Annotated in this window: 24 protein-coding genes and 1 pseudogene; 11 read left to right on the forward strand and 14 right to left on the reverse strand. The window is 68.3% G+C overall.

The annotated features are described in order from the left end of the window. The first annotated feature begins 35 nt into the window (after nt 1-35). From OG747_RS10075 to OG747_RS10085, 3 genes are all read left to right on the forward strand, one after another. The gene (locus OG747_RS10075) at nt 36-809 is read left to right on the forward strand and encodes an IclR family transcriptional regulator (RefSeq protein WP_405878944.1); all 774 of its coding nucleotides are present in this window, start codon (nt 36-38) and stop codon (nt 807-809) included. Nucleotide 810: 1 nt separating this feature from the next. Continuing rightward, on the forward strand, nt 811-1,302 hold the full coding sequence (locus OG747_RS10080) for a GNAT family N-acetyltransferase (protein WP_405878945.1): 492 nt from the start codon (nt 811-813) through the stop codon (nt 1,300-1,302). Between the two features lie 98 nt (nt 1,303-1,400). Continuing rightward, nucleotides 1,401-2,852 (forward strand): peptidoglycan D,D-transpeptidase FtsI family protein, encoded by a 1,452-nt coding sequence (locus OG747_RS10085; protein ID WP_405878946.1) that lies wholly within the window; start codon nt 1,401-1,403, stop codon nt 2,850-2,852. A gap of 80 nt (nt 2,853-2,932) precedes the next feature. Here OG747_RS10085 and OG747_RS10090 read toward each other — a convergent pair whose 3' ends face one another. After that, nucleotides 2,933-4,384, reverse strand: a complete 1,452-nt coding sequence (locus OG747_RS10090) for an NCS2 family permease (RefSeq protein ID WP_405878947.1) — start codon at nt 4,382-4,384, stop codon at nt 2,933-2,935. A 261-nt stretch (nt 4,385-4,645) separates the two neighbouring features. Here OG747_RS10090 and OG747_RS10095 point away from each other — a divergent pair, with 261 nt between their 5' ends. From OG747_RS10095 to OG747_RS10105, 3 genes and pseudogenes are all read left to right on the forward strand, one after another. Then, nucleotides 4,646-5,212, forward strand: a complete 567-nt coding sequence (locus OG747_RS10095) for a SigE family RNA polymerase sigma factor (RefSeq protein WP_405878948.1) — start codon at nt 4,646-4,648, stop codon at nt 5,210-5,212. Further along, the gene (locus OG747_RS10100) at nt 5,209-6,060 is read left to right on the forward strand and encodes a hypothetical protein (RefSeq protein ID WP_405878949.1); all 852 of its coding nucleotides are present in this window, start codon (nt 5,209-5,211) and stop codon (nt 6,058-6,060) included. Before OG747_RS10095 ends, OG747_RS10100 begins: the two co-directional genes overlap by 4 nt. Nucleotides 6,061-6,158: 98 nt before the next feature. Beyond that, a pseudogene (locus OG747_RS10105) lies at nt 6,159-6,368 on the forward strand (polysaccharide lyase family protein); the annotation flags it as partial. An 88-nt stretch (nt 6,369-6,456) separates the two neighbouring features. On the opposite strand, the gene OG747_RS10110 reads toward OG747_RS10105, so the two are convergent. Next, complete coding sequence (locus OG747_RS10110) at nt 6,457-7,614, reverse strand: right-handed parallel beta-helix repeat-containing protein (protein WP_405878950.1); 1,158 nt, start codon at nt 7,612-7,614, stop codon at nt 6,457-6,459. A 237-nt stretch (nt 7,615-7,851) separates the two neighbouring features. Here OG747_RS10110 and OG747_RS10115 point away from each other — a divergent pair, with 237 nt between their 5' ends. Next, a complete protein-coding gene (locus OG747_RS10115; RefSeq protein ID WP_405878951.1) occupies nt 7,852-10,077 on the forward strand; it encodes a family 43 glycosylhydrolase in 2,226 nt (741 codons plus the stop codon). Here the strand turns inward: OG747_RS10115 and OG747_RS10120 are convergent. Further along, entirely contained in the window at nt 10,074-10,868 is a 795-nt protein-coding gene (locus OG747_RS10120; RefSeq protein WP_405878952.1) for an HAD family acid phosphatase, read from the reverse strand. The genes OG747_RS10115 and OG747_RS10120 overlap by 4 nt on opposite strands. Before the next feature lie 454 nt (nt 10,869-11,322). Between OG747_RS10120 and OG747_RS10125 the strand changes: the two genes are divergently transcribed. The 3 genes from OG747_RS10125 (at nt 11,323) to OG747_RS10135 (ending at nt 12,374) form a co-directional block, all read left to right on the forward strand. After that, nucleotides 11,323-11,562, forward strand: a complete 240-nt coding sequence (locus tag OG747_RS10125; protein ID WP_405878953.1) for a hypothetical protein — start codon at nt 11,323-11,325, stop codon at nt 11,560-11,562. Nucleotides 11,563-11,708: 146 nt separating this feature from the next. Next, on the forward strand, nt 11,709-11,990 hold the full coding sequence (locus OG747_RS10130; RefSeq protein ID WP_405878954.1) for a colicin immunity domain-containing protein: 282 nt from the start codon (nt 11,709-11,711) through the stop codon (nt 11,988-11,990). A gap of 72 nt (nt 11,991-12,062) precedes the next feature. Beyond that, nucleotides 12,063-12,374, forward strand: a complete 312-nt coding sequence (locus tag OG747_RS10135) for a hypothetical protein (RefSeq protein ID WP_405878955.1) — start codon at nt 12,063-12,065, stop codon at nt 12,372-12,374. Nucleotides 12,375-12,636: 262 nt separating this feature from the next. On the opposite strand, the gene OG747_RS10140 is transcribed toward OG747_RS10135, so the two are convergent. Then, nucleotides 12,637-12,981 carry an ATP-binding protein gene (locus OG747_RS10140; protein WP_405878956.1) on the reverse strand — a complete coding sequence of 115 codons (345 nt, stop codon included), beginning with the start codon at nt 12,979-12,981 and terminating at the stop codon, nt 12,637-12,639. Between the two features lie 77 nt (nt 12,982-13,058). On the opposite strand from OG747_RS10140, the gene OG747_RS10145 reads away from it, so the two are divergent. After that, nucleotides 13,059-13,277, forward strand: coding sequence for a DUF397 domain-containing protein (locus OG747_RS10145; RefSeq protein WP_405878957.1), 219 nt, complete (start codon nt 13,059-13,061; stop codon nt 13,275-13,277). Between the two features lie 135 nt (nt 13,278-13,412). Here OG747_RS10145 and OG747_RS10150 read toward each other — a convergent pair whose 3' ends face one another. From OG747_RS10150 to OG747_RS10195, 10 genes are all read right to left on the reverse strand, one after another. After that, the gene (locus tag OG747_RS10150) at nt 13,413-14,525 is read right to left on the reverse strand and encodes a right-handed parallel beta-helix repeat-containing protein (RefSeq protein WP_405878958.1); all 1,113 of its coding nucleotides are present in this window, start codon (nt 14,523-14,525) and stop codon (nt 13,413-13,415) included. 83 nt (nt 14,526-14,608) lie between these two features. Then, the gene (locus OG747_RS10155) at nt 14,609-15,625 is read right to left on the reverse strand and encodes a pectinesterase family protein (protein ID WP_405878959.1); all 1,017 of its coding nucleotides are present in this window, start codon (nt 15,623-15,625) and stop codon (nt 14,609-14,611) included. A 1-nt stretch (nt 15,626) separates the two neighbouring features. Next, a complete protein-coding gene (locus OG747_RS10160) occupies nt 15,627-16,739 on the reverse strand; it encodes a pectinesterase family protein (RefSeq protein WP_405878960.1) in 1,113 nt (370 codons plus the stop codon). A 2-nt stretch (nt 16,740-16,741) separates the two neighbouring features. Then, entirely contained in the window at nt 16,742-18,073 is a 1,332-nt protein-coding gene (locus tag OG747_RS10165) for a polysaccharide lyase family 1 protein (protein WP_405878961.1), read from the reverse strand. A gap of 65 nt (nt 18,074-18,138) precedes the next feature. After that, on the reverse strand, nt 18,139-18,942 hold the full coding sequence (locus OG747_RS10170; RefSeq protein WP_405878962.1) for a rhamnogalacturonan acetylesterase: 804 nt from the start codon (nt 18,940-18,942) through the stop codon (nt 18,139-18,141). A gap of 211 nt (nt 18,943-19,153) precedes the next feature. Next, nucleotides 19,154-20,488 carry an ABC transporter substrate-binding protein gene (locus OG747_RS10175; protein ID WP_405878963.1) on the reverse strand — a complete coding sequence of 445 codons (1,335 nt, stop codon included), beginning with the start codon at nt 20,486-20,488 and terminating at the stop codon, nt 19,154-19,156. Nucleotides 20,489-20,648: 160 nt separating this feature from the next. Next, on the reverse strand, nt 20,649-21,596 hold the full coding sequence (locus OG747_RS10180; RefSeq protein WP_405878964.1) for a DUF6807 family protein: 948 nt from the start codon (nt 21,594-21,596) through the stop codon (nt 20,649-20,651). Next, nucleotides 21,593-22,798 (reverse strand): Gfo/Idh/MocA family protein, encoded by a 1,206-nt coding sequence (locus OG747_RS10185; RefSeq protein ID WP_405878965.1) that lies wholly within the window; start codon nt 22,796-22,798, stop codon nt 21,593-21,595. The genes OG747_RS10180 and OG747_RS10185 overlap by 4 nt, the downstream gene beginning before the upstream one ends. 41 nt (nt 22,799-22,839) lie before the next feature. After that, nucleotides 22,840-23,742, reverse strand: coding sequence for an ABC transporter permease subunit (locus OG747_RS10190; RefSeq protein WP_405878966.1), 903 nt, complete (start codon nt 23,740-23,742; stop codon nt 22,840-22,842). Then, entirely contained in the window at nt 23,739-24,674 is a 936-nt protein-coding gene (locus tag OG747_RS10195) for a carbohydrate ABC transporter permease (protein WP_405878967.1), read from the reverse strand. Before OG747_RS10195 ends, OG747_RS10190 begins: the two co-directional genes overlap by 4 nt. Nucleotides 24,675-24,690 lie beyond the last annotated feature (16 nt).

The following is a 24,690-nucleotide window of genomic DNA, read 5'->3' on the forward strand; positions in this document are numbered from 1 at the left end:
AGACTATTTCCCGTCGATCGAGGGGGTCAAGGGCGATGTCGGCAGGCGAGACAGGCAGCGGAGCGCAGGTCAAGTCCGCGGTACGGACCGTGGAATTGCTCGAGTACTTCGCCGGCCGGCCCGGTATGCACTCCCTCGCGGCGGTCCAGGAGGCTGTCGGCTATCCGAAATCCAGCCTCTACATGCTGCTGCGCACCCTCGTGGAACTCGGCTGGGTCGAGACGGACGCGACGGGCACACGGTACGGCATCGGCGTACGGGCCCTGCTGGTCGGCACCTCGTACATCGACGGCGACGAGGTGGTCGCCGCGGCCCGCCCCACCCTCGACCGCCTCTCCGACGACACCACGGAGACCATCCACCTGGCGCGCCTGGACGGCACGAACGTCGTCTATCTGGCCACCCGCCAGTCCCAGCACTACCTTCGCCCCTTCACCCGGGTGGGCCGCCGGCTGCCCGCGCACTCGACCTCGCTCGGCAAGGCGCTGCTCGCCACCCACACCGACGAGCAGGTCCGCAAGATGCTGCCGGAGACGCTCCCCGCCCTCACCGAGCACACGATCACCGACCGGGAGAAGCTCATCGAGGAGCTGCACCAGGTCCGGGAGCAGGGCTTCGCCGTGGACCGCGAGGAGAACACGCTGGGACTGCGCTGCTTCGGTGTCGCGATCCCCTACCGCACCCCCGCCCGGGACGCGATCAGCTGCTCGGTACCGGTGGCCCGGCTCACCCCCGCGCACGAGCAGATGGTCAAGGACGCCCTCTTCGACGCCCGCGACCGGCTGACGCTGGCGACGCGGCGGCTCTGACGTGTCCGGCCTCCCCGACTCCCCGCCCGATGTGGTCCTGCGCCCGGTCCACGACAGCGACCTGCCGGTCTTCTTCCGTCAGATGAACGACCCGGAGGCGAACCACATGGCCGCGTTCACGGCCGAGGACCCCGCCGACCGGGCCCGCTTCGACGCGCACTGGGCACGCGTCCGCTCCTCGTCCGCCGTGCTCCGCACGGTCCTGGCGGACGGGGACGTGGTCGGGAACGCGGCGGTGTACGGGGAGCCGGGTGAGCGCGAGGTCACCTACTGGATCGACCGCGCGTACTGGGGCCGGGGCATCGCGACCGCCGCGTTGCGGGCCCTGCTGACGGAGGTCGGCGAGCGCCCGCTGTACGCCCGGGCCGCAGCGGACAACGCGGGGTCCCGCCGGGTCCTGGAGAAGTGCGGTTTCCGCGTGACCTCGGCTGCCAGGGGGTACGCCGGCGCCCGGGGCGAGGAGATCGACGAGGTCGTCCTGACCCTTTCATGAAGGGCCCATCCATGAAGGGCCCATCCTTCGTGAAGGGCCTATGAGAAATCCGGGCGGAAGGAACGATTCACTCCCTCCCGCGCGTCCTTCTGAGCGGGATGAACAAGACGATCAGGCGTGCCGCCGTCTTCACTCTGCTGCTCGTGCTCTCCCTGCTGATCAGGGCGACCTGGGTGCAGTTCTACGACGGCAAGGCGCTCGCGGACGACAAGGCCAACCGACGGAACGCGATCGAGCAGTACGCGAACCCGCTCGGGAACATCATCGTGGGGGGCCGGGCGATCACCGGTTCCGCACAGACGAAGGGCAGCGACCTCAAGTACAAGCGGACGTACACCGACGGCAGTCTGTACGCGGCCGTCACGGGTTACAGCTCGCAGGTGTTCGGGGCGACCCAGCTGGAGGGCATCTACCGGAACCTGCTCGACGGTACGGACACCCGGCTGAAGAACCCTCTCGACACGCTCACCGACAAGCGCGCCGACCCGGGTGACGTGGTCACGACCATCGACCCGGATGTGCAGAAGGCGGCGTACCACGCGCTGGGCGGCAACAAGGGCGCGGCCGTCGCGATCGACCCGACGAACGGCAGGATCCTCGCGGTCGTCTCCACCCCGTCGTACGACCCCTCGCGGCTCACCACCGGCGACTCCGCCGCCTGGACGAAGCTGACGAAGGACGCGGACAAGCCGATGACGAACCGGGCGCTGCGCCAGCCGCTGCCGCCGGGGTCGACGTTCAAGCTGGTGGTCGCGGCGGCGGCGCTGGAGGACGGGCTGTACAAGGACGTGGACACCGGCACGGACAGCCCGAACCCGTACACGCTGCCGAACTCGACCAAGGTCCTGAAGAACGAGAGCTCGACCGCGCCCTGCAAGGACGCCTCGATCCGGGTCGCGTTGCAGTACTCCTGCAACAACGTCTTCGCGAAGATGGCCGTCGACCTCGGGCAGGACAAGGTCAGGGCGATGGCGGAGAAGTTCGGCTTCAACGACAGCTCGCAGGACGTGCCGGTGCGGGCGTACCCGAGCGTCTACCCGTCGAACATGGACAAGTCGTCCACGGCGCTGACCGGCATCGGCCAGTTCGACGTCACGGCGACCCCGCTGCAGATGGCCATGGTGTCGGCGGCCATCGCAGACGGCGGCAAGCTGGTCTCGCCGCACATGGTGTCGCAGACCAGCGACGCCGACGGCAATGTGGTGAAGAACTACGACGACAGCACGCGGACCGAGCAGATCGTCAGCTCGACGACCGCCGAGCAGCTCCAGTCCGCGATGCAGACGGTCGTCGAGCACGGCACGGGCACGAACGCGAAGATCTCCGGCGCGACCGTCGGCGGCAAGACCGGTACGGCCCAGCACGGCGAGAACAACAGCAAGACCCCGTACGCCTGGTTCACGTCGTACGCGAAGTCCGACTCGAACGGCAAGGAGGTCGCCGTGGCGGTCATGGTCGAACAGTCCGACGCGGCGAGGTCCGAGGTCAGCGGCAACGGCCTGGCGGCCCCGGTGGCCAAGGCCATGATGCAGGCGGCGCTGAAGAACTGAGGCACCGCGTACGGCACTGAGGCACCGCGTACGACGAAGGGCCGCCCCGCACCCCTGGGGGCGGCCCTTCCCGCGTGCGGTCACTTGACGCCGAACAGCTGCCTCACGGGATCGATCGCGAAGTACACCACGAACAGCGCCGACACCACCCACAGCAGCCAGTGGACCTCGCGTATCTTGCCGAGCACCGCCTTGATGACGACGTAGGCGACGAAGCCGGCACCGATGCCGTTGGTGATCGAGTAGGTGAACGGCATCGCCGCGATGGTCAGGAACGCGGGGATCGCGATCTCGTAGTCGTCCCATTCGATGTGCTTGACCTGCGTCATCATCAGGAAGCCGACCGCGACCAGGGCGGGGGCCGCCGCCTGGAGCGGGACGATGGTGAGCAGCGGGGTCAGGAACAGGGCGAGGGCGAACATGCCACCGGTGATCAGGTTCGAGAAGCCGGTGCGCGAGCCCTCGCCGACGCCGGCCGCGGACTCGATGTACGCGGTGTTGGACGAGGCGGAGGCCGCACCGCCCGCGACCGCCGCGGCACCGTCGATGAACAGCACCCGCCCGATGCCGGGCACCTTGCCCTCCTCGTCGAGCAGTCCGGCCTCCGCACTGATGCCGACGATCGTGCCCATGGCGTCGAAGAAGTCCGACAGGATCAGGGTGAAGATCAGCAGGACGACCGTCAGGGCGCCGGTCTCGCCGAAGCCGCCGAACAGACTGAAGTGACCGACGAGACCGAAGTCCGGGGTGGCCACCACGTCGGAGGGGATCTTCGGCGTGGTCAGACCCCAACTCTTGATGTCGGCGGCCGAGTTGATGATCACGGCGAGCACGGTCATCGCCACGATGCTGATCAGGATGGCGCCCTTGACCTTGCGCGCCATCAGTCCGATGGTGAGCAGCACGCCGAGACAGAAGACCAGGACGGGCCAGCCGGTCAGCGAGCCGGTCCCGCCCAACTGCACCGGCACGGTGGTGTTCGCGACGTCCGGGATGCGGCTGACGAAGCCGGCGTCCACGAAGCCGATGAAGGCGATGAAGAGTCCGATGCCCACGCCGATGGCGTGCTTCAGCGGTTGCGGGATGGCGTTCATGACGGCTTCGCGCAGTCCGGTGAGGACCAGTACGCAGATGAGCACGCCTTCGATGACCACCAGGCCCATCGCGTCGGGCCAGCTCATCAGCGGGGCGATCTGGAAGGCGACGACGGCGTTCAGACCGAGCCCCGCCGCGATCGCGAGGGGCAGATTGCCGCCCACGCCCATGATGACGGTCATCACCGCGGCCACCAGGGCGGTGGCCGTGACGAGTTGGCCACTGTCGAGCTGGTGGCCGAACTTGTCCTTGGCGCTGCCGAGGATGATCGGGTTCAGGACAAGGATGTAGGCCATGGTGAAGAACGTGGCGAAGCCGCCGCGTATCTCCCGGCCGAAGGTGGAGCCCCGTTCGGAGATCTTGAAGAACCGGTCGACACTGTTCGCCGCTGGTGGCGCGGCACTTGGCCGGTCGGCCACCTTCTGTGTTTCGGACATGACTGATACTCCTTGTGACCTGCGTGCTGGGTGTGCGGATGCTGGCTGGATTGTTCCCGCGTTGAACCGCTTTCAGGTTTTCACCGTGTTACGGAATCGAGTTCGGCCTGCCATACGCCGTTCGAACCCCTGTACACATCGCTGGTACGCTCACGCATCTCGCCCCACAGGGGCACCATTCCTTCACGGATGGCGCACGGGGGCCGTATACGCACGCACCCGCACCGGTTGCTCAAAAGCCGCAGCAAGGAGAGGTAGCCCGTGGGCACTGTCGTCGACGACACAGCCTCCGTGGAGTTCCACGCCTTCTTCGAGCGGCACCATGCCGAACTCGCCCGCTTCGCCCATCTGTTGACCGGCGAGGCGGACGCCGCCGACGATCTGGCGGCCGACGCGCTGCTCGCGCTGTGGCACCGCTGGGACCGGGTGCGCGCGGCCGACCACCCCGTGGCGTACGCCCGCGGTGTGGTCGCGAACCTGGCCCGCACCCGGATCCGCAGCGCGGTGCGCGAGCGCAGACGGATCACGCTGTTCTGGTCGCAGCGCGAGGACAGGACCGAGAACCCCGACATAGCGGGGAAGATCGACGTCCAGGAGGCACTGCGCCGGCTGCCGTTCCGTAAGCGCGCATGTGTCGTGCTTCGGCACGCTTTCGACCTTTCGGAGAAGGACACGGCGCTCGCCCTCGGTGTTTCCGTGGGTACGGTTAAGTCCCAGACGTCGAAGGGCATGGCCGAACTGAAGCGGCTCCTCGGCACCGACGAGGCCCCGATGCGGGTGCACGCCAGTGTGCTGCCCACGGGTGGAGCCGGAGGAAGGGACCGATGAGGAAGGCGCAGGACGTGCACGACGAGCTGCGCGACAGGCTGCACGAGGCGGCCGAGGCGCATGAGCCCGACCGCGCGCGCATCCTGGCCCGGGTCGAGCGCGGGATGTCCGGCGCCTCCGAGCGTCGTCCCCGGCGCGCGGCGCGTCCGCCGATGCTCGGCTGGGCACGGGTCGCGGGCGCCACGGCAGCGGTCGCGGGCGTCCTCGCGGTCGGCGGCTACTGGGTGGCCGCGGCGGTGCAGGAGAACAAGCCGCCGCAGCAGACGGTCGCGGTCTCGCCGACCCCGGTCGTCTCGCCGGACGCGACCAGCCGTGCGCCCGTCGCGCCGCACCCCTCGCACACCTCGGGCGCCTCGAAGCCGTCCGGGAAGGCGAGCGTCTCTCCCTCGGCCACGAACTCCTCGCCCGCCGCGCCCAAGGCACCCGCCTCGGGGAACCAGGACGGCTCGCTGTGGTCCGACGGCTCGGTGGACCCGCACAGCAACGACTTCTGGGCGCAGAGCAATGTGACCCTCAAGAACGCCGCCACACTCACCTCGCTCACCGTCGAGCTGAAGGTCAAGCAGACCGGCGGGGTCGGCGACACGGGCTCCTGGCGCTCGGCGCCCGAGAGCGACTTCACGACGACGGTCGCCGAGAAGGACGGCTTCCTGGTCTACACCTGGGTGCTCAAGGAGGGTCACACCCTCGCGGCCGGTGAGTGGGTCTTCGCGGGCCAGTACAACCACACCCGCGGCGGCCGGGACGCCAAGGACGACAGTTACACGGCGAACGCGAAGACCGCGGACAAGACGCTGGGCGTGGCGGGCGACTTCGCCGCCGCGAGCAGCGCCAACGGCGACTCGTAAAAAAATTTCCGCCGACGCGGCAACCCTTTCCTCACCTGCGGCGACCAGGAGACGAGCACGTCCCCTCGCCGCAAGGAAATCCGCTTCATGACTGCACGAGTCGAACGGCGCGTCCGTCGACGCGATCCCTCACCACGGGTTCGTACCGCGGAGACAACCAGATGTTCACTTTCAACGTCCCTAACAGTGCGTGGAAGTCGGACGTGAGTCAGTACAACGTTCTGAAGCTCAACATCGTCAGTGGTTCGACCGGCTCGGCCTACCTCAGCCCGGGCACGTCGTTCGACTGTGTGGATCTGCTGGCCTGAGCCCCCCTCGGCCAGTCAGAGGAACGCCCCCGCCGGTGACGACCGGCGGGGGCGTTCATTTTCCTTCGCACGTCGGTACGCGCGTACGTCAGTTCATGGTCGAGCCGATGGTCGTCGAGCCCGTCGTCAGGAACGTGGTCGCCGGCAGCGAACCGCTCGACGAGCGGGCACCGTACGCCGTCGTCGCGTCCGTGGACTTGAAGGACGGGGTCGAGACACCGCTGTCCCAGTTGTTGGCCGCGGAGACGGCGGACGAGCCGAGCTTGTCCAGACCGCCCTTGTTGCTCACCGCGAGGTTCCTGGCAAGCCGCGCCTTGCCGGTGGCGAAGAAGAACCCGGCGTCGGTGTTGGCGTACGCGGTGTTGCGGTTGAGGACGATGGCTCCGGTGTTGGAGTTCTCGGTGAAGCCGTTGCCCGCGTTGTCCCAGGCCGCGTTGTTGTTCACGACGTGCGCGACCGCGGCCCCGCCGCCGCCGAGCTTGAAGCCGTTGCCGTTGCCCTCGAAGGCGGAGTCGTTCCAGCGGTTCTTGCCGTTGCCGTACGACCAGGAGTGCTCGATGGTGATCGGCGAGGAGAACTGCCAGAGGTCGAGGCCGTCGTCCGCGTTGTTGTAGAGCCGCGCGCCGGTGACTTTGTTGCCGGTGCCGGAGCCGAACTTGATGGCGATGCCGTCGGCGTTCTGGCCATGGTTCGCGGCGTCGTAGTTGCCGTAACTGTCGAGGTTCTGCACGAGGTTGTCGGTCGTGCCGTCGCCGCGCAGGGTGAAGCCGGAGTCGCCGTTGTTCGCGGTGACGAGGTTCTTGAAGACGCCGCCGACGGAGGAGGTGGCGACGAAGCCCTGGGCGGGCGAGTTCTGCCAGGTGATGTTCTGGACGGTCCAGTAGTCGCCGTAGATCCCCGCCAGCCAGGAACCGGCGGCCAGCTTGGAGCCGTCGATCTTCACCTTCTCGCTGCCGTACGCGGTGAGGGTGATCCGCGTGGAACTGGTGCCGTTCGCCGTCGACTTCAGGGTGGCCGTCGGGTAGTACGTGCCGCCGCGCACCTGGATGGTCGTACCGGCGGCGGCATTGGCGACGGCCGTCTGGAGCTGGGTGGTGGTGGAGACGGTGACCGTGGTGGAGGCGGCCTGCGCCGATCCGTTGTTCGAGAGGCCGAGGTAGACGCCACCCGCCCCCGCGGCGACGGCCACCGCGGCGGCGATCGAGAGCGTACGAGTCCTGCGGTGGCGTCCGGTGCTCAGAAGCACGGGGCGTTCCTTTCCTAGGGAATGGGGCTGCTGCGAAGCGGGCCGGAGGGGCCGCCCCGGCCCGCTTCTGCTTCCTGGTCGCCGCGGTGGCCGGAAAGGTTGCCGAGGCCTCACGAAAAAGCTCGAAACTTTCGCTGGCCGTTGGGCCGCCTTCATCAATTGACGCACTGTCTCCCACTGGCAACACTCCGAGAGCGTTTCCCCCACAGAATCCACCAGACTCCGACAGGATGTGTCATGCGACGCCGCACCGCCCGCGCGCTCCTGATCCCCCTCCTCGCCCTCCTCCTGGGCCTGCTGGCCGCCCCACCGAGCCCCGCGTCACCGTCATCGTCGGGAGCACCGCACGTGAACAGAACGAAGTACGCCGGCTATCTCTTCGCCTACTTCACCGGCGAGGGCACCGCCGACGGCGAGCAGATCCGCTACGCCCTCAGCCGCGGCAACGACCCACTGCACTGGCGGGAGTTGAACGCGGGCAGTCCCGTCCTGACCTCGACCATCGGCGAGAAGGGGCTGCGCGACCCGTTCGTGATCCGCTCCCCCAAGGGCGACAAGTTCTTCCTCATCGCCACCGACCTGAAGATGTACAAGAACTCCAGTGGCAGCTGGGACTACGTGCAGCGGCACGGCAGCAAGTCCATCATGATCTGGGAGTCCACCGACCTGGTCCACTGGACCGACCAGCGCCTGGTGAAGGTCGCCCCCGACTCCGCGGGCAACACCTGGGCGCCGGAGGCCTATTGGGACGACTCGCTGGGTGAGTACGTCGTCTTCTGGGCGTCCAAGCTGTACGCCGACGACGACCCGGACCACACCGGATCAACGTACAACAAGATGCTGTACGCCACCACGAAGGACTTCCGCACCTTCAGCGAGCCGAAGGTCTGGGACGACCCGGGCTACTCGGTGATCGACTCGACGGTCATCAAGAACAAGGGCAGTTACTACCGCTACACCAAGGACGAGCGCGATCCCAGCTCCTCCAGCCTCTGTTCGAAGTTCATCACCGGCGAGAAGTCGACCTCCCTGACCAGCACCAAGTACGACTTCGTCTCGGACTGCATCGGCAGCGGCTCGATCGACCGCGGCGAGGGCCCGACGGTCTTCAAGTCCAACACCGAGAACAAGTGGTACCTGTTCATCGACGAGTACGGCAGCCGCGGTTACGTCCCCTTCGAGACGACCGACCTCGACTCGGGCAAGTGGACCATGTCGACGAACTACCAGCTGCCGGCCAGCCCCCGGCACGGCACGGTGATGCCGGTGACCCAGGCGGAGTACGACCGGCTGCTCGCGGCGTATCCGGCGACCGGCACGTCGGTCGTGGACGCTACCGCGAAGGGACAGAAGGCGTACGCGATCGTCACCGAGTCGGCCTCGAAGGTCGTCCTGCCGATGAACCCGGACGCGGACCTCAGGCACCTGGCCCCCGCCCTCGCGGTCGGCGCGGGCGCGAAGGTCAGCCCGGCCTCGGGCACGCACCGGGACTTCCGCACCCCGCAGACGTACACCGTGACGGCGGCGGACGGGACGAGCAGGACGTGGACGGTGGAGGCGGCGCCGACCCGCAGCCCCGTCCTCCCCGGCCTCAACGCCGACCCGGACGTCCATTACCTGGACGGCCAGTACTGGATCTATCCGACGACGGACGGCTACGCGGGCTGGAGCGGGACGAGCTTCAAGGCGTACTCGTCGAAGGACCTGGTCCACTGGAAGGACCACGGTGTGATCCTGGACCTGGGCCCCGATGTGTCCTGGGCGGACAAGAACGCCTGGGCACCCGCGATCGCCGAGCGCGACGGCAAGTACTACTTCTACTTCTGCGCCGAGCAGCAGATCGGCGTGGCGGTGGCCGACTCCCCCGCCGGTCCCTTCAAGGACGTGCTGGGCAAACCCCTGGTCGCCAAGGGCCAGTTCACGGGGCAGATGATCGACCCGGCGGTGTTCACGGACGACGACGGCCAGTCGTACCTGTACTGGGGCAATGGGCACGGGTACGTGGTCCCGCTCAACGACGACATGGTGTCGTTCGACGCCTCCAAGGTGAAGGACATCACGCAGACCGACTTCCGCGAGGGGTCCTTCGTCATCAAGCGGCGGGGCACGTACTACTTCATGTGGTCCGAGGACGACACGCGCAGCGAGAACTACCACGTCGCGTACGCGACCGGACCGTCCCCGCTCGGTCCGTGGACCAAGCGGGGCACGATCCTGTCCAAGCGCCCGGAGTACGGCATCAAGGGCACCGGCCACCACTCCGTGGTGAACGTCCCCGGCACCGACGACTGGTACATCGTCTACCACCGGTTCGCCCTGAACGGTCCTGGAACGGCGGGCGGGGACGGCACACACCGGGAGACCACGATCGACCGCCTGCGGTTCGCAGCGGACGGAACGATTCAGCCGGTGGTGCCGACCCTGGAGTCGATCCGCCCCGTACGGACCGGGACGGGTGACTAGCCCACGAAGTACGTCGGGTTCGGGAGCTTGAACGTCTTGTCGGCGTAGCCCCCTTCGAGGTCGGAGTACTGGTCGCCGAAGTCGGCGACGATGTCGTACCCGAGCGACTCGATGTGCTTGCGGGTGCCGGACTTGTACTGCACGGTGGTGCAGTTCCAGGCGGCGGCCGTGGCGCAGGCGCTCAGATAGGACGGCGGGTTGGCCGCGTCCTTGAGGAACATGTGGTCGGCGTCGAGGTTGATGTCGGCGCCGACCTTCTTCAGGTTCGCGACCGCGGAGACGCGCTGCGACTCCTTCAGGCCCGAGTTGTAGAAGACCTCGACACCCTTGGACTCGGCGTACGCGACGAGTTCGGGGGTGCCGAAGACGGCCGGACGGTCGGCCTGGGCCACGTACGTCGCCCAGGAGGCCGAGTTGTACGTGTAGTTGGTCTTCTTCTCGTAGTCGAGGGAGAGCAGCAGCGTGTCGTCGACGTCGAAGACGACCGCGGGCTTCTCGCCGTGGTACTTCGCCTTGCGCGCCGCCCTGTCGATGTAGTGCTTGGCGTCCGACTCCAGGCGCGCCAGGTCCTTGGCGTACTGGCTGTCCTTGGACGCCTGGTACACGCCGTTGCTGTCGAGCGTGGTGCCGTAGTAGGTGTCGATGTCCTTGACCAGGAGCCCGATGTTGTAGGGCTCGTGGGTCGAGTTGACCGTCGACTGGCCGGCCGTGGCGACGCCCGTGCCGTAGAGGGCGCCGCCGGCGACGGCACAAACGGCAGCGATGGCTGCCGCTCTGAGGGACTTCCGCATGGAATCTCCGGATCTGGGATCTGGGTGGGTTGGGTACCAGGTCATTCCGCACCAGGTCAGGGACTGTCTACGCGCATCACGCACCCGGCGCGCGAGTCTTTATCCGATCGATACCTCACGCACAGGAACAGGCCCCGCCGCTCCTCTCGTGCGGCAACTACCGTGCGGCTCCGATGGATTGCCCGGGGGTGGCGTCCACTTGACCGTCCCGTGAACCGGTTCTTCCAGGGTCGGGAGACGCACATGCGAACGATCGCGTCGGACGGGGGAAGCCGCATGGGTGAAGGCAACGGCAAGGGCATGGTCCTGCACATACGGACAGCCGACCTGAAGCGTGCGGCACCCGACTTCCACGAAGGGGCCAAGAACCTCAGCACGGCACTCACCACCCTCGTCACCACCCTGGACGGCCTGGGAAAACCCTGGGGCGACGACAAACAGGGCAAGGAGTTCGGTGACACAAACCGACTTCTACGGGCAGGGGGTGGAGCGACTCGTCACGTTTGCCCCCCAAGGGGATACGGTCGTCCTGATGTGCACGTCGACCACCGCATGGAACCCCGCACCAGACACCGAAGAGGTTTCACACACAGAGGCGGAAGGTCTTCTTGTGGCACTGGCCCACGATTTCAAGGTCGCATTGGAACGGGCATGTCCTCAGGTCGCTTCCTCCGCCGTTTTCGTCAACTGGTGAACGGAACGGAGCATGCGCGCCGGGTACGGTCCGGAGCGGAGACACCCGACACCGCCGTGACCACAGAGTCCCCCTCGCGCACGAGAACGTGGAAAACCCCCGAGAGTGTTCCCACAACCAGCCACACGGGCCGCCGGCTGGAACTCATGCGGCAACTGGTGGCCGACGCGGTCGACGGCCCCGCGTTCGCCAGACAGTGGCTGGAGGAGCGACGCCGTTCGATGGACGCGGGCGAGCGTCTGGGCGACGGGCTCACGGCAGCGCTGGACGAGGTCTTCTACGCATTGGAGGACTACAGCATCGATCCCACGCTCCGGGACGAGGACGACCTGACGGACGAAGAGTTACGGGAGCGGGTGGCCCACGCCCTGTGCCAGAGCCTGACCAGCACTACCCAGGACAGAAAAGCGCAGGCCAGTGAGCATTGATGTCCGACTCGGGCCGCGATCTGGCGGCGAAGTAGGACAGTTCCCTCACCATCGCCCCGAAAGGATCTGAAATTGACTGAAGGATTCAACCTCGCCGCAGGGTCGGACGGCCCCTCACCGGTCGTCCTCGCCGTCTTCCTGCTGGGCGGCCTGGCCGCCTTCTGGTGCGGGGTCAGCTGGGCGTTCGACGTGCGCGGGATCACCACCCGGCGCTCCGAGCGGATTCGCCGCAAGAACGAGGAGAGCTGGGCGGCGATGGGCCGCCTGGGCGGGTCGCCCACCATCTTCGCGACCCCCGGCTATCTCCGGTTCCTGGGCGCGCTGATGACGTTCGCCGGCCTGCTCCTGTTCGTTGTGGCGTACGCCCTGTGGCACTTGGGCTGAGATTCCGTCGGCATGCTGGAAGCAGCCGACTCCGCTGCTTCCAGCACAGAGCTGCTGCCGGTTGGTTCATGGTGGCGCCAACGGTGCGGATTCGCGGGGGCTGTCGACGGCTCGAACAGCGTGTCCTGGTACGCCGGAAACCGTACCCACGGTTCCCGGTGACGTACGCCGCTACGCGCCCAGCGACCCCCGTGATCACCAGGCGGTCCGCCCGCAGCCATTCGTTGGCGAGCGTCTCGTTGCGGCCTTGCTCACTCAGTCGCTACGGCTTCACGCGGGCCCGCACCGTCTTGCCGATGTGCCGCCGTGGGAACCAGGTCAACTCGGCGGCCAGAGCCCGTACGACAGCCAGACCGCGACCGCGTTCATCCATCCCGCCCGGCGCGAGGGCATGGTCGAAGCCGGGGAAGTCCGGGACCGGGTCCGAGACCTCGACCGACAACGCACCGTCCTCGGTGACTGCCAACCGCAGCCGCAGCTCGTGCCCCACGATCCTGGCGTGGTTCACCGCGTTGGCGACGAGCTCGGAGACCACGAGGACCGCGTCCTCATGGTCACCCCGCCAACACCAGAGCTCCAGCCGACGCTTGGCGTGGAGGCGGACCAACGGCAGCGCTCCGAAGCCCCCGGCCCCTCGGCGACCGCCGGGTTCCTGCACCGACTAGCGCGAGAGATCGACTCACTGTGAACACACGCCTGACGGCACCCGACGTGGCCGCCGAGCACCTCTGGAAGAAGTCCTCCCACAGCGACAGCCAGGGCGGCGCCTGCGTCGAGATCGCGGACCTGACCGCCCACGTGGGCATCCGCGACTCCAAGGACAAGCGGGGCCCAGCCCTCCTGGTCACCGACGCCACCTGGTCGTCCTTCATCACCGGGGTCAAGACGGACGAGGAGTCGTGAGCAATTGGCCGGAGAGTCCCGCGACACGCCGATGATTCATGGCGTGTCGTGAGACTCTCCGGCCACTCTCAGAAGCTTGGCGGGGTTCGCCAACGGCGTCGGGACTCCCGTAAGCCGTTCGGATGAGGCGCGGTGTCAGTTCATCGTCGCCCCGATCGTCGTCGAACCCGTCGTCAGGAACGTCGTCGCGGGCAGTGCGCCGCCCGACTGGCGGGAGTTGTACGTCGTCGACGCGTCCGTGGAGACGAAGGACGGGGTGGAGATGCCCGAGTCCCAGTTGTTGCCGGAGGACGTGACCGAGGAGCCCTTGGAGACGGCCGCGCTGCCGTTGCCGACGGCCAGATTCTTGCCGAGCTTGGCGGAGCTGGTGGCGAAGTAGTAGCCGTACTTGCCGTTGGCGTACGCGGTGGTGCGGTTGATGACGATCGCACCGGTGTTGGAGTTCTCGGTGAAGCCGTTGCCCGCGTCGTCCCAGGCGGCGGAGTTGTTGACGACGTGGGCGACCGTTACGCCGTTCCCGCCGAGTTTGAAGCCGTTGCCGTTGCCCTCGAAGGCGGAGTCGCCCCAGCGGTTCTTGCCGTTGCCGAAGGACCAGGTGTGCTCGATGGTGACCGGCGAGGCGAAGGACCACAGGTCGATGCCGTCGTCCGAGTTGTTGTACAGCCGGGCCCCAGTCACCAGGTTGCCTGTGCCGGAGCCGAACTTGATGGCCACGCCGTCCGCGTTCTGGCCGTGCGTGGCGGCGTCGTAGTTGCCGTACGAGTCGATGTTCTTGACCGTGTTGTTGACGGTGCCATCACCCGTGAGCGTGAAGCCGGAGTCGCCGCCGTCGATGGTCTTGATGTTGTTCCAGTTCGTGCCGGTGCAGGACTGGCAGACGACCGCGCTGTCCGGGGAGTTCTGGAAGGTGAGGTTGGAGACGTTCCAGTAGTCGGCGGTCAGCTTGAAGATCCAGTCTCCGGCGGGCAGCGAGGAGCCGTCGATCTTCACGGTCTCCGAGCCGTACGCCTGGAGGGTGACGGGGCTCGACGAGGTGCCGTTGGCCGTCGACTGGAGGGTGGCCGTCGGGTAGTACGTGCCGCCGCGCACCTGGATGACGGTGCCGGCGGTGGCGTTCTTGATGGCGCTGGTGAGGTCGGCCGTGGTGCTGACGACGACGGTCGCCGCCTGGGCCTGGGTGGGCAGGACGGCGAGTCCGGCGCCGAGCGCCAGGGTGGCGCCGAGAACGAGAGCGGTTCGACGAGACATGGAGTGCGGTCCTTTCGTCGATGCGGGTCGATGGAGCCACCGCGCGGGTCGATGGAGCTACCGCGGTGGTCGGTGCGGGGGAATCACGGACACCAGTCGCCGAGATACGCCGCACGCGTGTGCGACGCGGCTTCCGTGTCCGTGAGCTGGGGACGGTTCTCCGGCACGGTGATCTCCGCGCCGGGGCCGGTGTTGCGGTACTCGCGAAAGCGCATGGACTGCCAGGGGTAGGCCTCGCGCATGTTGGCGTAGGGCGCCACCGCGTCGATGCCGGGGCCGAGTTGCGTCTCCCGTACGACCAGGGACGGCCGGGCCGTCGTCTCGTACGACGGCACCCACGGCCGCGCGATCTTGTACGCCCCGTCCTCCGCGCCGGAGGTGACGCGGCTGCGGACGGCCAGGAAGCCGTACGGATTGGCGCGGGCCGTGGAGGGCGCGAAGACCATCCCCTCGGGCTTGAAGGTGACGTCCCGGTCGAGGGTGTGGAAGTGGCAGCGCTCGAAGACGGCGGTGGCCCGTCCGAAGACGAAGTCGACGTCGCCCTCGATGTAGCAGTCGCGGTAGTAGTGGCGGTCGAAGGCGGTCAGGGCCGTCGTGTCGGCGAACAGGGTGTCCTGGTGTGCCAGCAGGCGGACGCGGGTGAAGGACGAGCGGTCCCCGGTGACGTACACCGCCACCGCCTGCGTCCCGGTGATGTCCGGGTGGTCCGCGCGCAGCCAGTCGTTGGCGAGCGTCAGCCCGTGCACGGTCAGCCCGGGCGCCGCCGAGGTGAAGGTGGCGGAGCCCGCGGTGCCGTACGTCCCGGAGCCGTCCGGCTTCTGCGTGCCGTTGGCGTGGTCGTCGACGATGACGGCGTCGCGTGGGTCACGGCTTGCACCGCACAGTGTCAGGTCGGCCTTGTCGGCGGGGATGTTCACGACCTCGCGGTACGTGCCCGGGTGCACGACGATCGTCCAGCCGGTGCCGGTCACCGCGTCGACGGCGGCCTGGACGGAGTCACCTGGGCGGACGTGCAGCACCCGGCGCCCGCCCGCGACGGCGGGAGTCGCGCCGAACGCCGTGAGCGCACCGGCCGTGGCGAGGAAGGCGCGTCGGCGCATCTCAGCACCCCTCCCACGGCGTCCAGTCCCCGAGGTACGCCTCGCGGGTCGCCGACTCGGCCTCTTCGGCGCTCAGTTGGGGACGGTTCTCCGGGACTCCGATCACCGCACCCGGACCCGCGTTCCGGTACTCGGCGAAGCGTTGGTTCTGCCAGGGGTAGGTGTCCGACATGTTGGTGTAGGGCGCGACCGCGTCGATCCCGGCGGCGAGGCGGGTGTCGCGGACGGTCAGCATCGGCCGGGCGGTGGTGTCCGAACCGGGCACCCAGGGGCGGGCGAGCTTGTAGTACGCGTCCGGGGCCTCGCTGCTGACCCGGCCGCGCGTGACCAGGTAGCCGCGCGGGTTGGCGAGGGCGGTGGAGGGGGCGAAGACGAAGCCGTACGGGGCGGACGTGAGGTCCGTACGGTTCAGGGTGCGGAAGTGGCAGCGCTCGAAGACGGCGCTCGCCCGGCCGAAGACGAAGTCCACGTCGCCCTCGACGTAACAGTCGCGGTAGTACTGGCGGGCGAACGTGCCGAGCGCCGTCGAGTCGGCGTACAGCGTGTCCTGGTGGCCGAGGAACCGGCAGTCCAGGAAGGCCGAGCGGTCGCCCTGCACCTTGATGGCGACCGCCTGGGTGCCGGTGATCTCGGGGTGGTCGGCGCGCAGGAAGTCGTTGGCGAAGGTGATCGAGCGGGCGGTGAACCCGTCGGCCTGCACGGTCGTGGTGGCCGACCCGGTGGTGCCGTAGGTGCCGCCGCCGGGCTTCGGGGTGCCGTTGGCGTTGTCGTACACGATGACCACGTCACGCGGGTCCCCGGAGGCGCCGATCCAGGTCATCTCCGTACGGGCGACGCCGACGGCGACCGTCTCGCGGTACGTCCCCGGCGCGATGACCACTGTGTACCCGGTACCGGTAGCGGCGGCGACGGCGGCGGCCTGGACGGTGGTGTGGTCGCCGAGCCCGCCGGGATGGGCGTACAGGGTCTGCTCGGTGAGGCGGGCGGCGGGCGAACCGTAGCGCCCGAAAGGCGCCCTCGTGGCGGCGCGGGCGGGGGCCGCGAACACCGGAGCCAGCGCGGCTCCGGTGCTCGCGACGACGAACGCCCGTCTGCTGAGCGGGAGTTCGGGCATGATCAGCAGACCTTGCCGGCACCCGCGCGGTGATCCACGATCCCCGGCACCGCCCGCGGCGAGTCGACCTTCGTCCGCAGGGTCGGCGTCCATCCGGCCCCGGACTGCAGCGTCTCCGCGGGGATCTCCGCGTTGTGCACGGCGATCAGGTCGGTCGGCGCCCCGTTGACGTAGTTGTCGGCGGCAGTGAGCGGCGCCTCCTTCCACTTCTTCAGGACGGTCGCCGCGCTGACCCCGGCGGGCAGCGTGAACGCGTTGTGCTCGGCGACGAGCTGGGACTCCATGCCGATGCCGTAGCTGTAGGAGTAGCCGTCGCCCGCGACGAAGTGGTTGTTGTACGAGTCGACCTGGCCGAAGCGGACGCGCGGCGCGCGCTCGACGAGGTTCGAGAACAGGTTGTGGTGGAAGGTGACCTTGAGGTGGCCCCGGTCGACCGCGGCGGTGGACGCGCTGTCGCTGTTGCCGATGAGGATCGTCTTGTCGTGGTCGGCGAAGACGTTCCAGGAGGCAGTCACGTAGTCCGCGCCCTTGACGATGTCCAGCTCGCCGTCGTGCTGCTCGAAGATCCGGCCGAAATACGTGGGCAGCGTGCTGTCGGGATGGTCCCCGTCCGTGAAGGTGTTGTGGTCCAGCCAGATGTGCGTGGAGCCGTAGACCACCGCGCTGTCGTACTCGGAGTTCCAGTTGCCGACGGAGGTGTCGGTCGGGTCCCACTGCGGGAAGCAGTCGAGGGGACTCTCGAAGGTGAGGTTGCGGACGATGACGTTGTCCACGGCCTTGATCTGGAGGCTGGCGCCCTTGAAGCCCGCGTCCTCGCCAAGGCCGACGATGGTGGTGTTGGCGGGGATGTTCGCCTTGATGACGGTGTCCTGGTTGGCGGCGGAGGCGCGGCGCAGGCCCTCGGGGCTGTCGTCGGGCTCGGCGTCCAGGTTCTTGGTGTAACCCCAGTTCTCCGGCGAGTACTTCTGCAGATAGGCGTCGAAGTCGTAGCCGGCCACGGCGAACGAGTCGCAGCCCTCGGCGTTGGCGTCGATCGTGCCCTTCACCTGGATGATCTTCGGGGCGGTGCCCCCGTCCTTCAGCGCGGCCTTGAACTCGGCCCAGGTGGTGACGGTGTACACGTGCGCGGCGTCGGCCGCCGCACCGCCGGAGGTCCCCGTGCCGTCCGAGGCCCAGCCGTCACCGGCGGCGAGGGTCTGGCGGCCGAGGTCGCCGGACCGGGCCTGGGCCTGGGCCTGGGCGGTGGTGCCGGTGACGGCGAGGGCCAGGGCGGTACAGCCGACCAGCACGGCAAGCTTTTTTATGACATGCCCATGCCATACATATGTGTTCACTGTGCGGCTCTCCTTCTGCGGAAGGTGCTACTGAAGGTGCTGCGGAAAGTGCTACGGAAGTGGTGTTACGCGGCCGCGTCCGGCCAGGTGATCCAGGACTCCGGGACCTCCTCGTCGAGCCGGCGCAGATCCCCGGGCGCCAGCACCTGGCGGTGCAGCAGCTCGGCCGCAACGAGACGGGCCACGGCGATCGCACCCGGCGGGTTGAAGTGGGTGTTGTCCTGCTCGGTCGCGGTCCAGTTGAAGTACTTCTTGGTCTCCTCGACACCGAGCTTCTGCCACAGGGCCAGCGACAGGGCCTGGATGTCGAGCAGCGCCACGCACTCGTCCTCGGCGAGGGCGCGCATCGCCGTCGGGTAGTCGCCGTGGGTCGGCACGGCGTTGCCGTCCGCGTCGAACTTTCTCCGTTCCACCGAAGTCGCCAGCACCGGCCGCGCGCCACGGGCCCGCGCCCCGTCGACGTACTGACGCAAGTAGTCCTGGTACGTGGTCCAGGGCTCGGTGTAGCGCGTCGGGTCGGCACTCTTCTCGTCGTTGTGACCGAACTGGATGAGGAGGAAATCGCCGGGCCGGATCGCGTCGAGAATGACGCCGAGCCGCCCCTCGTCGATGAAACTCTTCGAACTGCGCCCGTTCACCGCGTGGTTGGCGACGGCCAGGTACTCCCACAAGAAGAACGGAAGCGCCATACCCCACCCGGTCTCGGGCGCGGCGTCCGCGTACTTCTGGGCGGCGGTGGAGTCGCCGGCGACATAGAGGGTGCGATGTCTTCCGGGGGAAGGTGCGGCGAACGCGGGCGCCGTCGCGGCGACGGCCAGGGGAACGGCAGCAAGAGCGGCCGAGGTGACCTGTCTGCGGGTGAGGGACACAGAGGTGCGCCTTTCAAGCAGAGGGGGGACCCACGCCCCGTCTTCAGGGGCGCGGGGCTGTAACAATTTACGGCTCCGCCGCGTGGGCTCGACCAGCCACGACCAGCCACGACCGGGCCCGGGGCCGGGTTCGGGGCCGGGTTCGGGGCCGGGCCCGCAAGACAATCTCGTGCCCCCGAACCGACCGCGCGTCACGGCAGGACCACGAGACCTAGTGATTGGCTTTCCAGTCCGCCTGCGCCTTGTTCAACTGATCGGCAAGCGTGTCCAGGAACTCCTTCGCACTCGTCTTCCCGAGCAGCATCTTCTGGAAGTTCGGCTCGTTGTCGGCCTTGGAGATGGTGTTCCAGTCGGGCAGGTAGTACGGCAGCTGCACGATCTTGGTGCCGGCCCCGTTGAGCGCCTCGGCGGCCAGCTTGGTGGGCTCGGCCTGCTGGATCCAGGAATCCTTGGCGGCGTCGGTGTTCGCCGGAACCTGCCCCGCGGACTCGTTGAACTTGGAGTTCTCCTCGGCCGAGACGGCGAACTCGATGAACTTCCAGGCGGCGGCCTTGTTCTTGCCGGACTTGAACAGGCTCAGTCCGTCCACCGGGTTGGACACCTGCACACGCGTGCCGTCGTCCTGCGTCGGGTTCGGGATGCCGCGGAACTTGTCGCCCAGCGCCTTCACATGGTCCTGATAGGAGCCGAGGTTGTGGCTCAGCATTCCGATGGTGCCGCTGTCCCACTGGGCGACCATCTTGGTGAAGTCGTTGTTGACGTCGGCGGACGGGGTGTCCTTCTTGTACAGGGCGATGTACTTGTCGAGGGCGGCCACGTTCTTCGGGTCGTTGACGGTGGTCTTGTCACCGTTCCAGAACGAGGTGAGGCCGGTCTGGCCGTACACCGCGTCCAGGGCCGGCGCGATGGCCCCCTCACCGCCCCGGATGGTGAAGCCGAACTTGTTCTTGCCCTTGTCGGTGAGCTTGTCGGCGGCCTCGTAGAACTTCGACCAGGTGGTCGGCACGTCCAGGCCGGCCGCCTTGAACAGATCCGTCCGGTACCACAGCGTGCCGTTGTTGGCGGAGGTCGGCACCTGGTACAGCGTGCCACCGCCGCCCGCGGCCCGGCTGACGTCGAGCAGGTTCTGGCTCAGCTTGCCGTTCAGCGCGCTCCCCTTGAGCCGGCTGTCCAGCGGCTCCAGCGCTCCCTGGACCGCGACCTCGGCGAGCATCGCGGTACCCACGCCGCCGACGTCGGGCAGGCCGCCGCCCTGGATGGCGGTGTCGTACTTCGACTGGGCGCTCGCCGCGGGGATACCGACGTACTTGACCTTGATGTCCGGGTACTTCTTCTCGAAGTCCGCGATGATCTGCTTCCAGATGTCGGTGCGGACACCGCCGTTGTTGTCCCAGAAGGTGATCTCGCCCTTGCCCGAGCCCTCGTTGCCCTTGTCCCCCGCCGCACCGCTGCCGCTGTCGCCGCACGCGGTGGTGGTGAGCGCGAGCACGGAGCCCAGGGCGACGGCCGTCGCGGCATGCCTGGTTCTACGGATGTTGATCTTCATTGATCGGCTCTCTTCTTCTGGATCCAACGGGGTTGTGGGGTCTTGTCAGCGGTAGTGGCCTGTCTGCGGTACGGGGCCTGTCTGCGGAACCGGGCCTGGCAAGCGCTTGCCATGGAGGTGCGTCATTGCGGCTCCCCAGGGGCCTACGGGTGAGCCGGCTTCAGGAAGCGGTGATGCGGAACCGCGTGAACGGGGCCGCGCCGGCGTGTCCCCCGCCGACGGGCGCGAGCGCGAAGAGCCCGAGCAGGGCGCCGACCCAACGCCAGGGGGTGGCGGCGAAGACCTGACCGGAGGGCTGCCGGCCGCCCCCGACGTCGTACGAGAAGCGGCAGCGCGCCCCCGCGCCGATCTCGATCCACAGCCGGACCCGCCCCTCGGGCGCCTCTTGTGCGTGCGCCGCGTCGCGTTCCCTCCCCCACTGCCCTAAAGGCGTGGGAGGGGCCCCCATGGCCACTGACTCGGCGAACCGGTGCACGAACCGCACCGACCCGTCCACCTCCCGCTGCAGCCCGATCCAGCTGAACGCGTCCCCGAGCACCGCGAGCCCCGCCCGCGCCCCCGGCTCCTCGCTGTCGAGCCGCAGCTCCACCTCGGCGGTGACGGGGATGCCGGGCAGCCGCTGGGTGAGGACGTTCGGCAGTTTGCGCAGGTCGTGCGCGTCCACCGTCCGTACGCAGCTCAGCCGCAGCCCGTCCCCGGAGTGCTGGGTGGCCCAGCCGTCCTGCGGGTTGGCGGTCCACTGCCACTGCCGTCCGAACCGGCCGCCGGGGAAGTCGTCGTCGAAGCCGTCCGGGTCGCGCAGCTGGAAACCGGAGTGCCGCTGCGCGCCGTGGTTGTCCAGCTCCGTGGGTCCCTGGTCGCGGACGTAGGTGCGCCCGCCCCAGAAGTTGTGCCCCTCGACGTCGGGAACGGCGACACCGACGCCGAGGTGGTGGGTGTGGTCGGCGGGGCTGAGCTCGGTGACAGCCGTGCCGGCCAGGGTGGTGACCGGGTGGAGGTACGGGCGCGGCGAGAGCCGGGGCGCGAGTTCGGGCCGGGTGACGTACCGGCCGACCGGGCGGCCCGCGACACGCAGGACCAGCGAGTCGGTGCTCTGCGCGTGGTTCATGGGGTGCTCACCTCATTCGGGAACTCGTGCGCGGACTCGTGCGGGACCTTGCTCTGAACCTTGTTCGGGAGCGTCCAGGAGGCGCCCAGCTCGGAGTAGAGGGCGAGGGTGTCGGCGGCGGCCGCGACGAACCCGTCGATGCCGGGCACGACCCGGCGGTTCTCCTCGGCGATCAGCTCCCAGGCGTCCGCGGGCAGCGCGAGCGGGTCCGGCGCCTGTCGAATCGCTTCCACCACCCGCATGAAGGCACCCGTCGAATCCGGCGTGACCAGCAGTTCGGCGCCGTCCGTCAGATGCGCGACCAGGTTCTCCAGCAGGTCCGTACGGCCGTACTCGATCTCCTCCGGGCCGTGCCCGGAGCGCTGCACCAGCACGCGGTCCTGCTTGTACCAGAAGGTGATCCGGCCGCTGCTGCCGTGCACCAGGACATACGGCTCGTCGGGCCGCTCGGCGCACAGCGTGACGGCGACGGTGACCCGGCCCCGGGCGGTGGTGACGCGCACGCAGGACGTGTCGTCGGACTCGATGTCGTTGGCGCGCAGCAGTTCGGTCTCGATCCCGGTGACGTCCTCGGCGCGGGAGGAACCGTTCAGTGCGAGGGCGGTGGCGACGGCGTGCGCGAGGGGGTTCGTGAGCGCCCCGTCGATCACGTCCACGCCGTTCAGCCGACGCCTGCCCGCCCAGGGCGCCCGCCGGTAGTACGCCTCGTCGCGCGCCCAGGCCCCCGCCCCGCCGATCCCGACCACCCGGCCGAGCACACCCTCCGCGATCATCTCCCGGATCGCGGGCACGGCGTGCGAGCCGAGCGACTGGAAGCCGATCTGGCACGCGACCCCGGCCGCCGCGACCCCGTCGGCCATCCGGCGGAACTCGGCGTACGACGGCGCGGGCGGCTTCTCCAGCAGCAGGTGTACGCCTCTGTCGGCGGCGATCAGCGCCAGGTCGGTGTGGGTGGGGATGGGCGTGCAGATCACGGCGATCGCGGCGCCGGTGGAGTCGAGGAGGGCGCCGAAGTCGGCGGACTGTTCGACCGTGAGCCCCTTCAGTTCCTCTGCGCCGAGCGGGGTCAGCTCGCAGATGCCCGCCAGCCGTACGAGCCCCTTGTCCTGGAGCCGCCGGATGTTCTCCAGGTGCCAGCGGCCGTGACCGCGCGCGCCCGCGAGGACGATCGGCAGGGGGAATTCCTTGGTGGGTGTGCTCATCGGATCCTCCCCACGGCCTTGATGACCTCCGCGTGCCCTTCTCATCCCTTCACCGCCCCCGCGCTGAAGCCGGCGATCAGCCACTTCTGGATGAAGGCGAAGACGATGACGACGGGGACCGCGGCGATGATGCCGCCCGCGGCGAGCGCGCCCAGGTCGACGCTGTCGGAGCTCATCAGGGTGTTGAGGCCGACGGGGATGGTCTGCTTGCTCTGGTCGCTGAGGAACATCAGGGCGAACAGGAAGTGGTTCCAGGCGTGCACGAAGGCGAAGGAGCCGACGGCGATCAGCCCGGGCCGCAGCAGGGGCAGGACGACGATCCGGAAGGCGGTGAAGCGGTTGCAGCCGTCGACCCAGGCGGCCTCTTCGAGCGAGTACGGGACGTTCCTGATGAACCCGCTGATGAGGATCATCGACAGCGGCAGCTGGAAGACGGTCTCGGCGATGATGACACTGCCCAGCGAGTTGATCATCTGGAGCTTGGCGAAGATCTGGAAGAGGGGAACGAGGAGCAGCGCGCCCGGCACGAACTGGGAGCACAGCAGCGCCAGCATGAAACCGCGCTTGATCCTGAAGTCGAAGCGGGCCAGGGCGTAGCCACCGGCGAGGGCGACGAGGGTCGTCATCACCAGGGTGGCGACGGCGATGAGCACGCTGTTCTGGAAGTAGGTCCCGAAGCTGCGCTCGGTCCACACCTTGTCGAAGTGGTCGAAGGTCATGGGCCAGGGCACGAGCGAGGTCGAGCCGGCCGGGCGGAGCGCGAAGAGCAGGATCCAGTAGAAGGGGATCAGGGTGAAGAGGAGGTAGATGGTCAGCGGGAGGTAGATGTGCCGGCGCGGGACCTCGTCCCAGGCGCGGCGCTTTCTGCCCGGGCGCTGCCGGGGCTCGTCGGCGACCGGGGCGGGCGCCGCGGGGGCGCTGATCGTGGCGTCCTCGGTGATCACTTGTCCCCGCCTCCGAACTTGCTCAGTCGCAGATAGACGACCGAGCAGAACAGCAGAATCACGAACGCGACCGTGGTGAGGGCGGACGCGTAGCCGAAGTTGTGGGCGTCGACGCTGGTGTTGGCGATGTAGAGCGGGAGGGTCGTCGTCTCGCCCGCGGGGCCACCGCCCGTCAACGTGTAGAGCAGGTCGACGTTGTTGAACTCCCAGACCGCGCGCAGCAGCGTGGACAGGATGATGGCGTCCTTCAGGTGCGGCAGTGTGATGTGCAGGAACTGCCGGAAGCGGCTGGCGCCGTCGACCTCGGCGGCCTCGTACAGGTCCTTGGAGACGGACTGGAGGTCGGCGAGGATCAGGATCGCGAAGAAGGGGACACCGCGCCACAGGTCGGCGACCACGGCTGCCGGGAAGACGGTGGAGGTGTCCGACAGCCAGCTGGTGCCGTACGAGCCGATGCCAGCGTCGGCCAGGTAACGGGTGATGCCGGTCTGGGAGTTGTAGAGCAGCACCCAGATCGCGGAGGTCAGCACACCGGAGACGGCCCACGGCGAGAAGACCAGCGCACGGCCGACGGCCCGCCCCACGAAGGTCTGGTTGACGATCAGCGCGAGCGCGAGCCCGAACAGCAGCTGCAGGCCCACCTCGACGAAGACCCACTTGGCGCTGAAGGTCAGCGTGTCCCAGAACTGGGGGTCGTCGGTGAAGGCGTGGGTGAAGTTGTCGAAGCCCGCGAAGCCGTTGCGCCACGGTTTGGTGGGGTTGTAGTTCTGCAGGCTGTAGTAGAAGACGCTGATGACCGGGTAGGCGATGAAGCCCAGCATCAGCAGACCCGCCGGGGCGATCAGCAGATACGGGAGCTTGCGTGGCGTCGCCGAGCCACGGCGCCGCCGGGGTGGCGCGGGCTGTTTCGCCACGGCTGCGGCTTGGGCCATGACTGTTCTCCGTTCT

The sequence above is a fragment of the Streptomyces sp. NBC_01384 genome, from assembly GCF_045040035.1.
Lineage (GTDB): Bacteria > Actinomycetota > Actinomycetes > Streptomycetales > Streptomycetaceae > Streptomyces.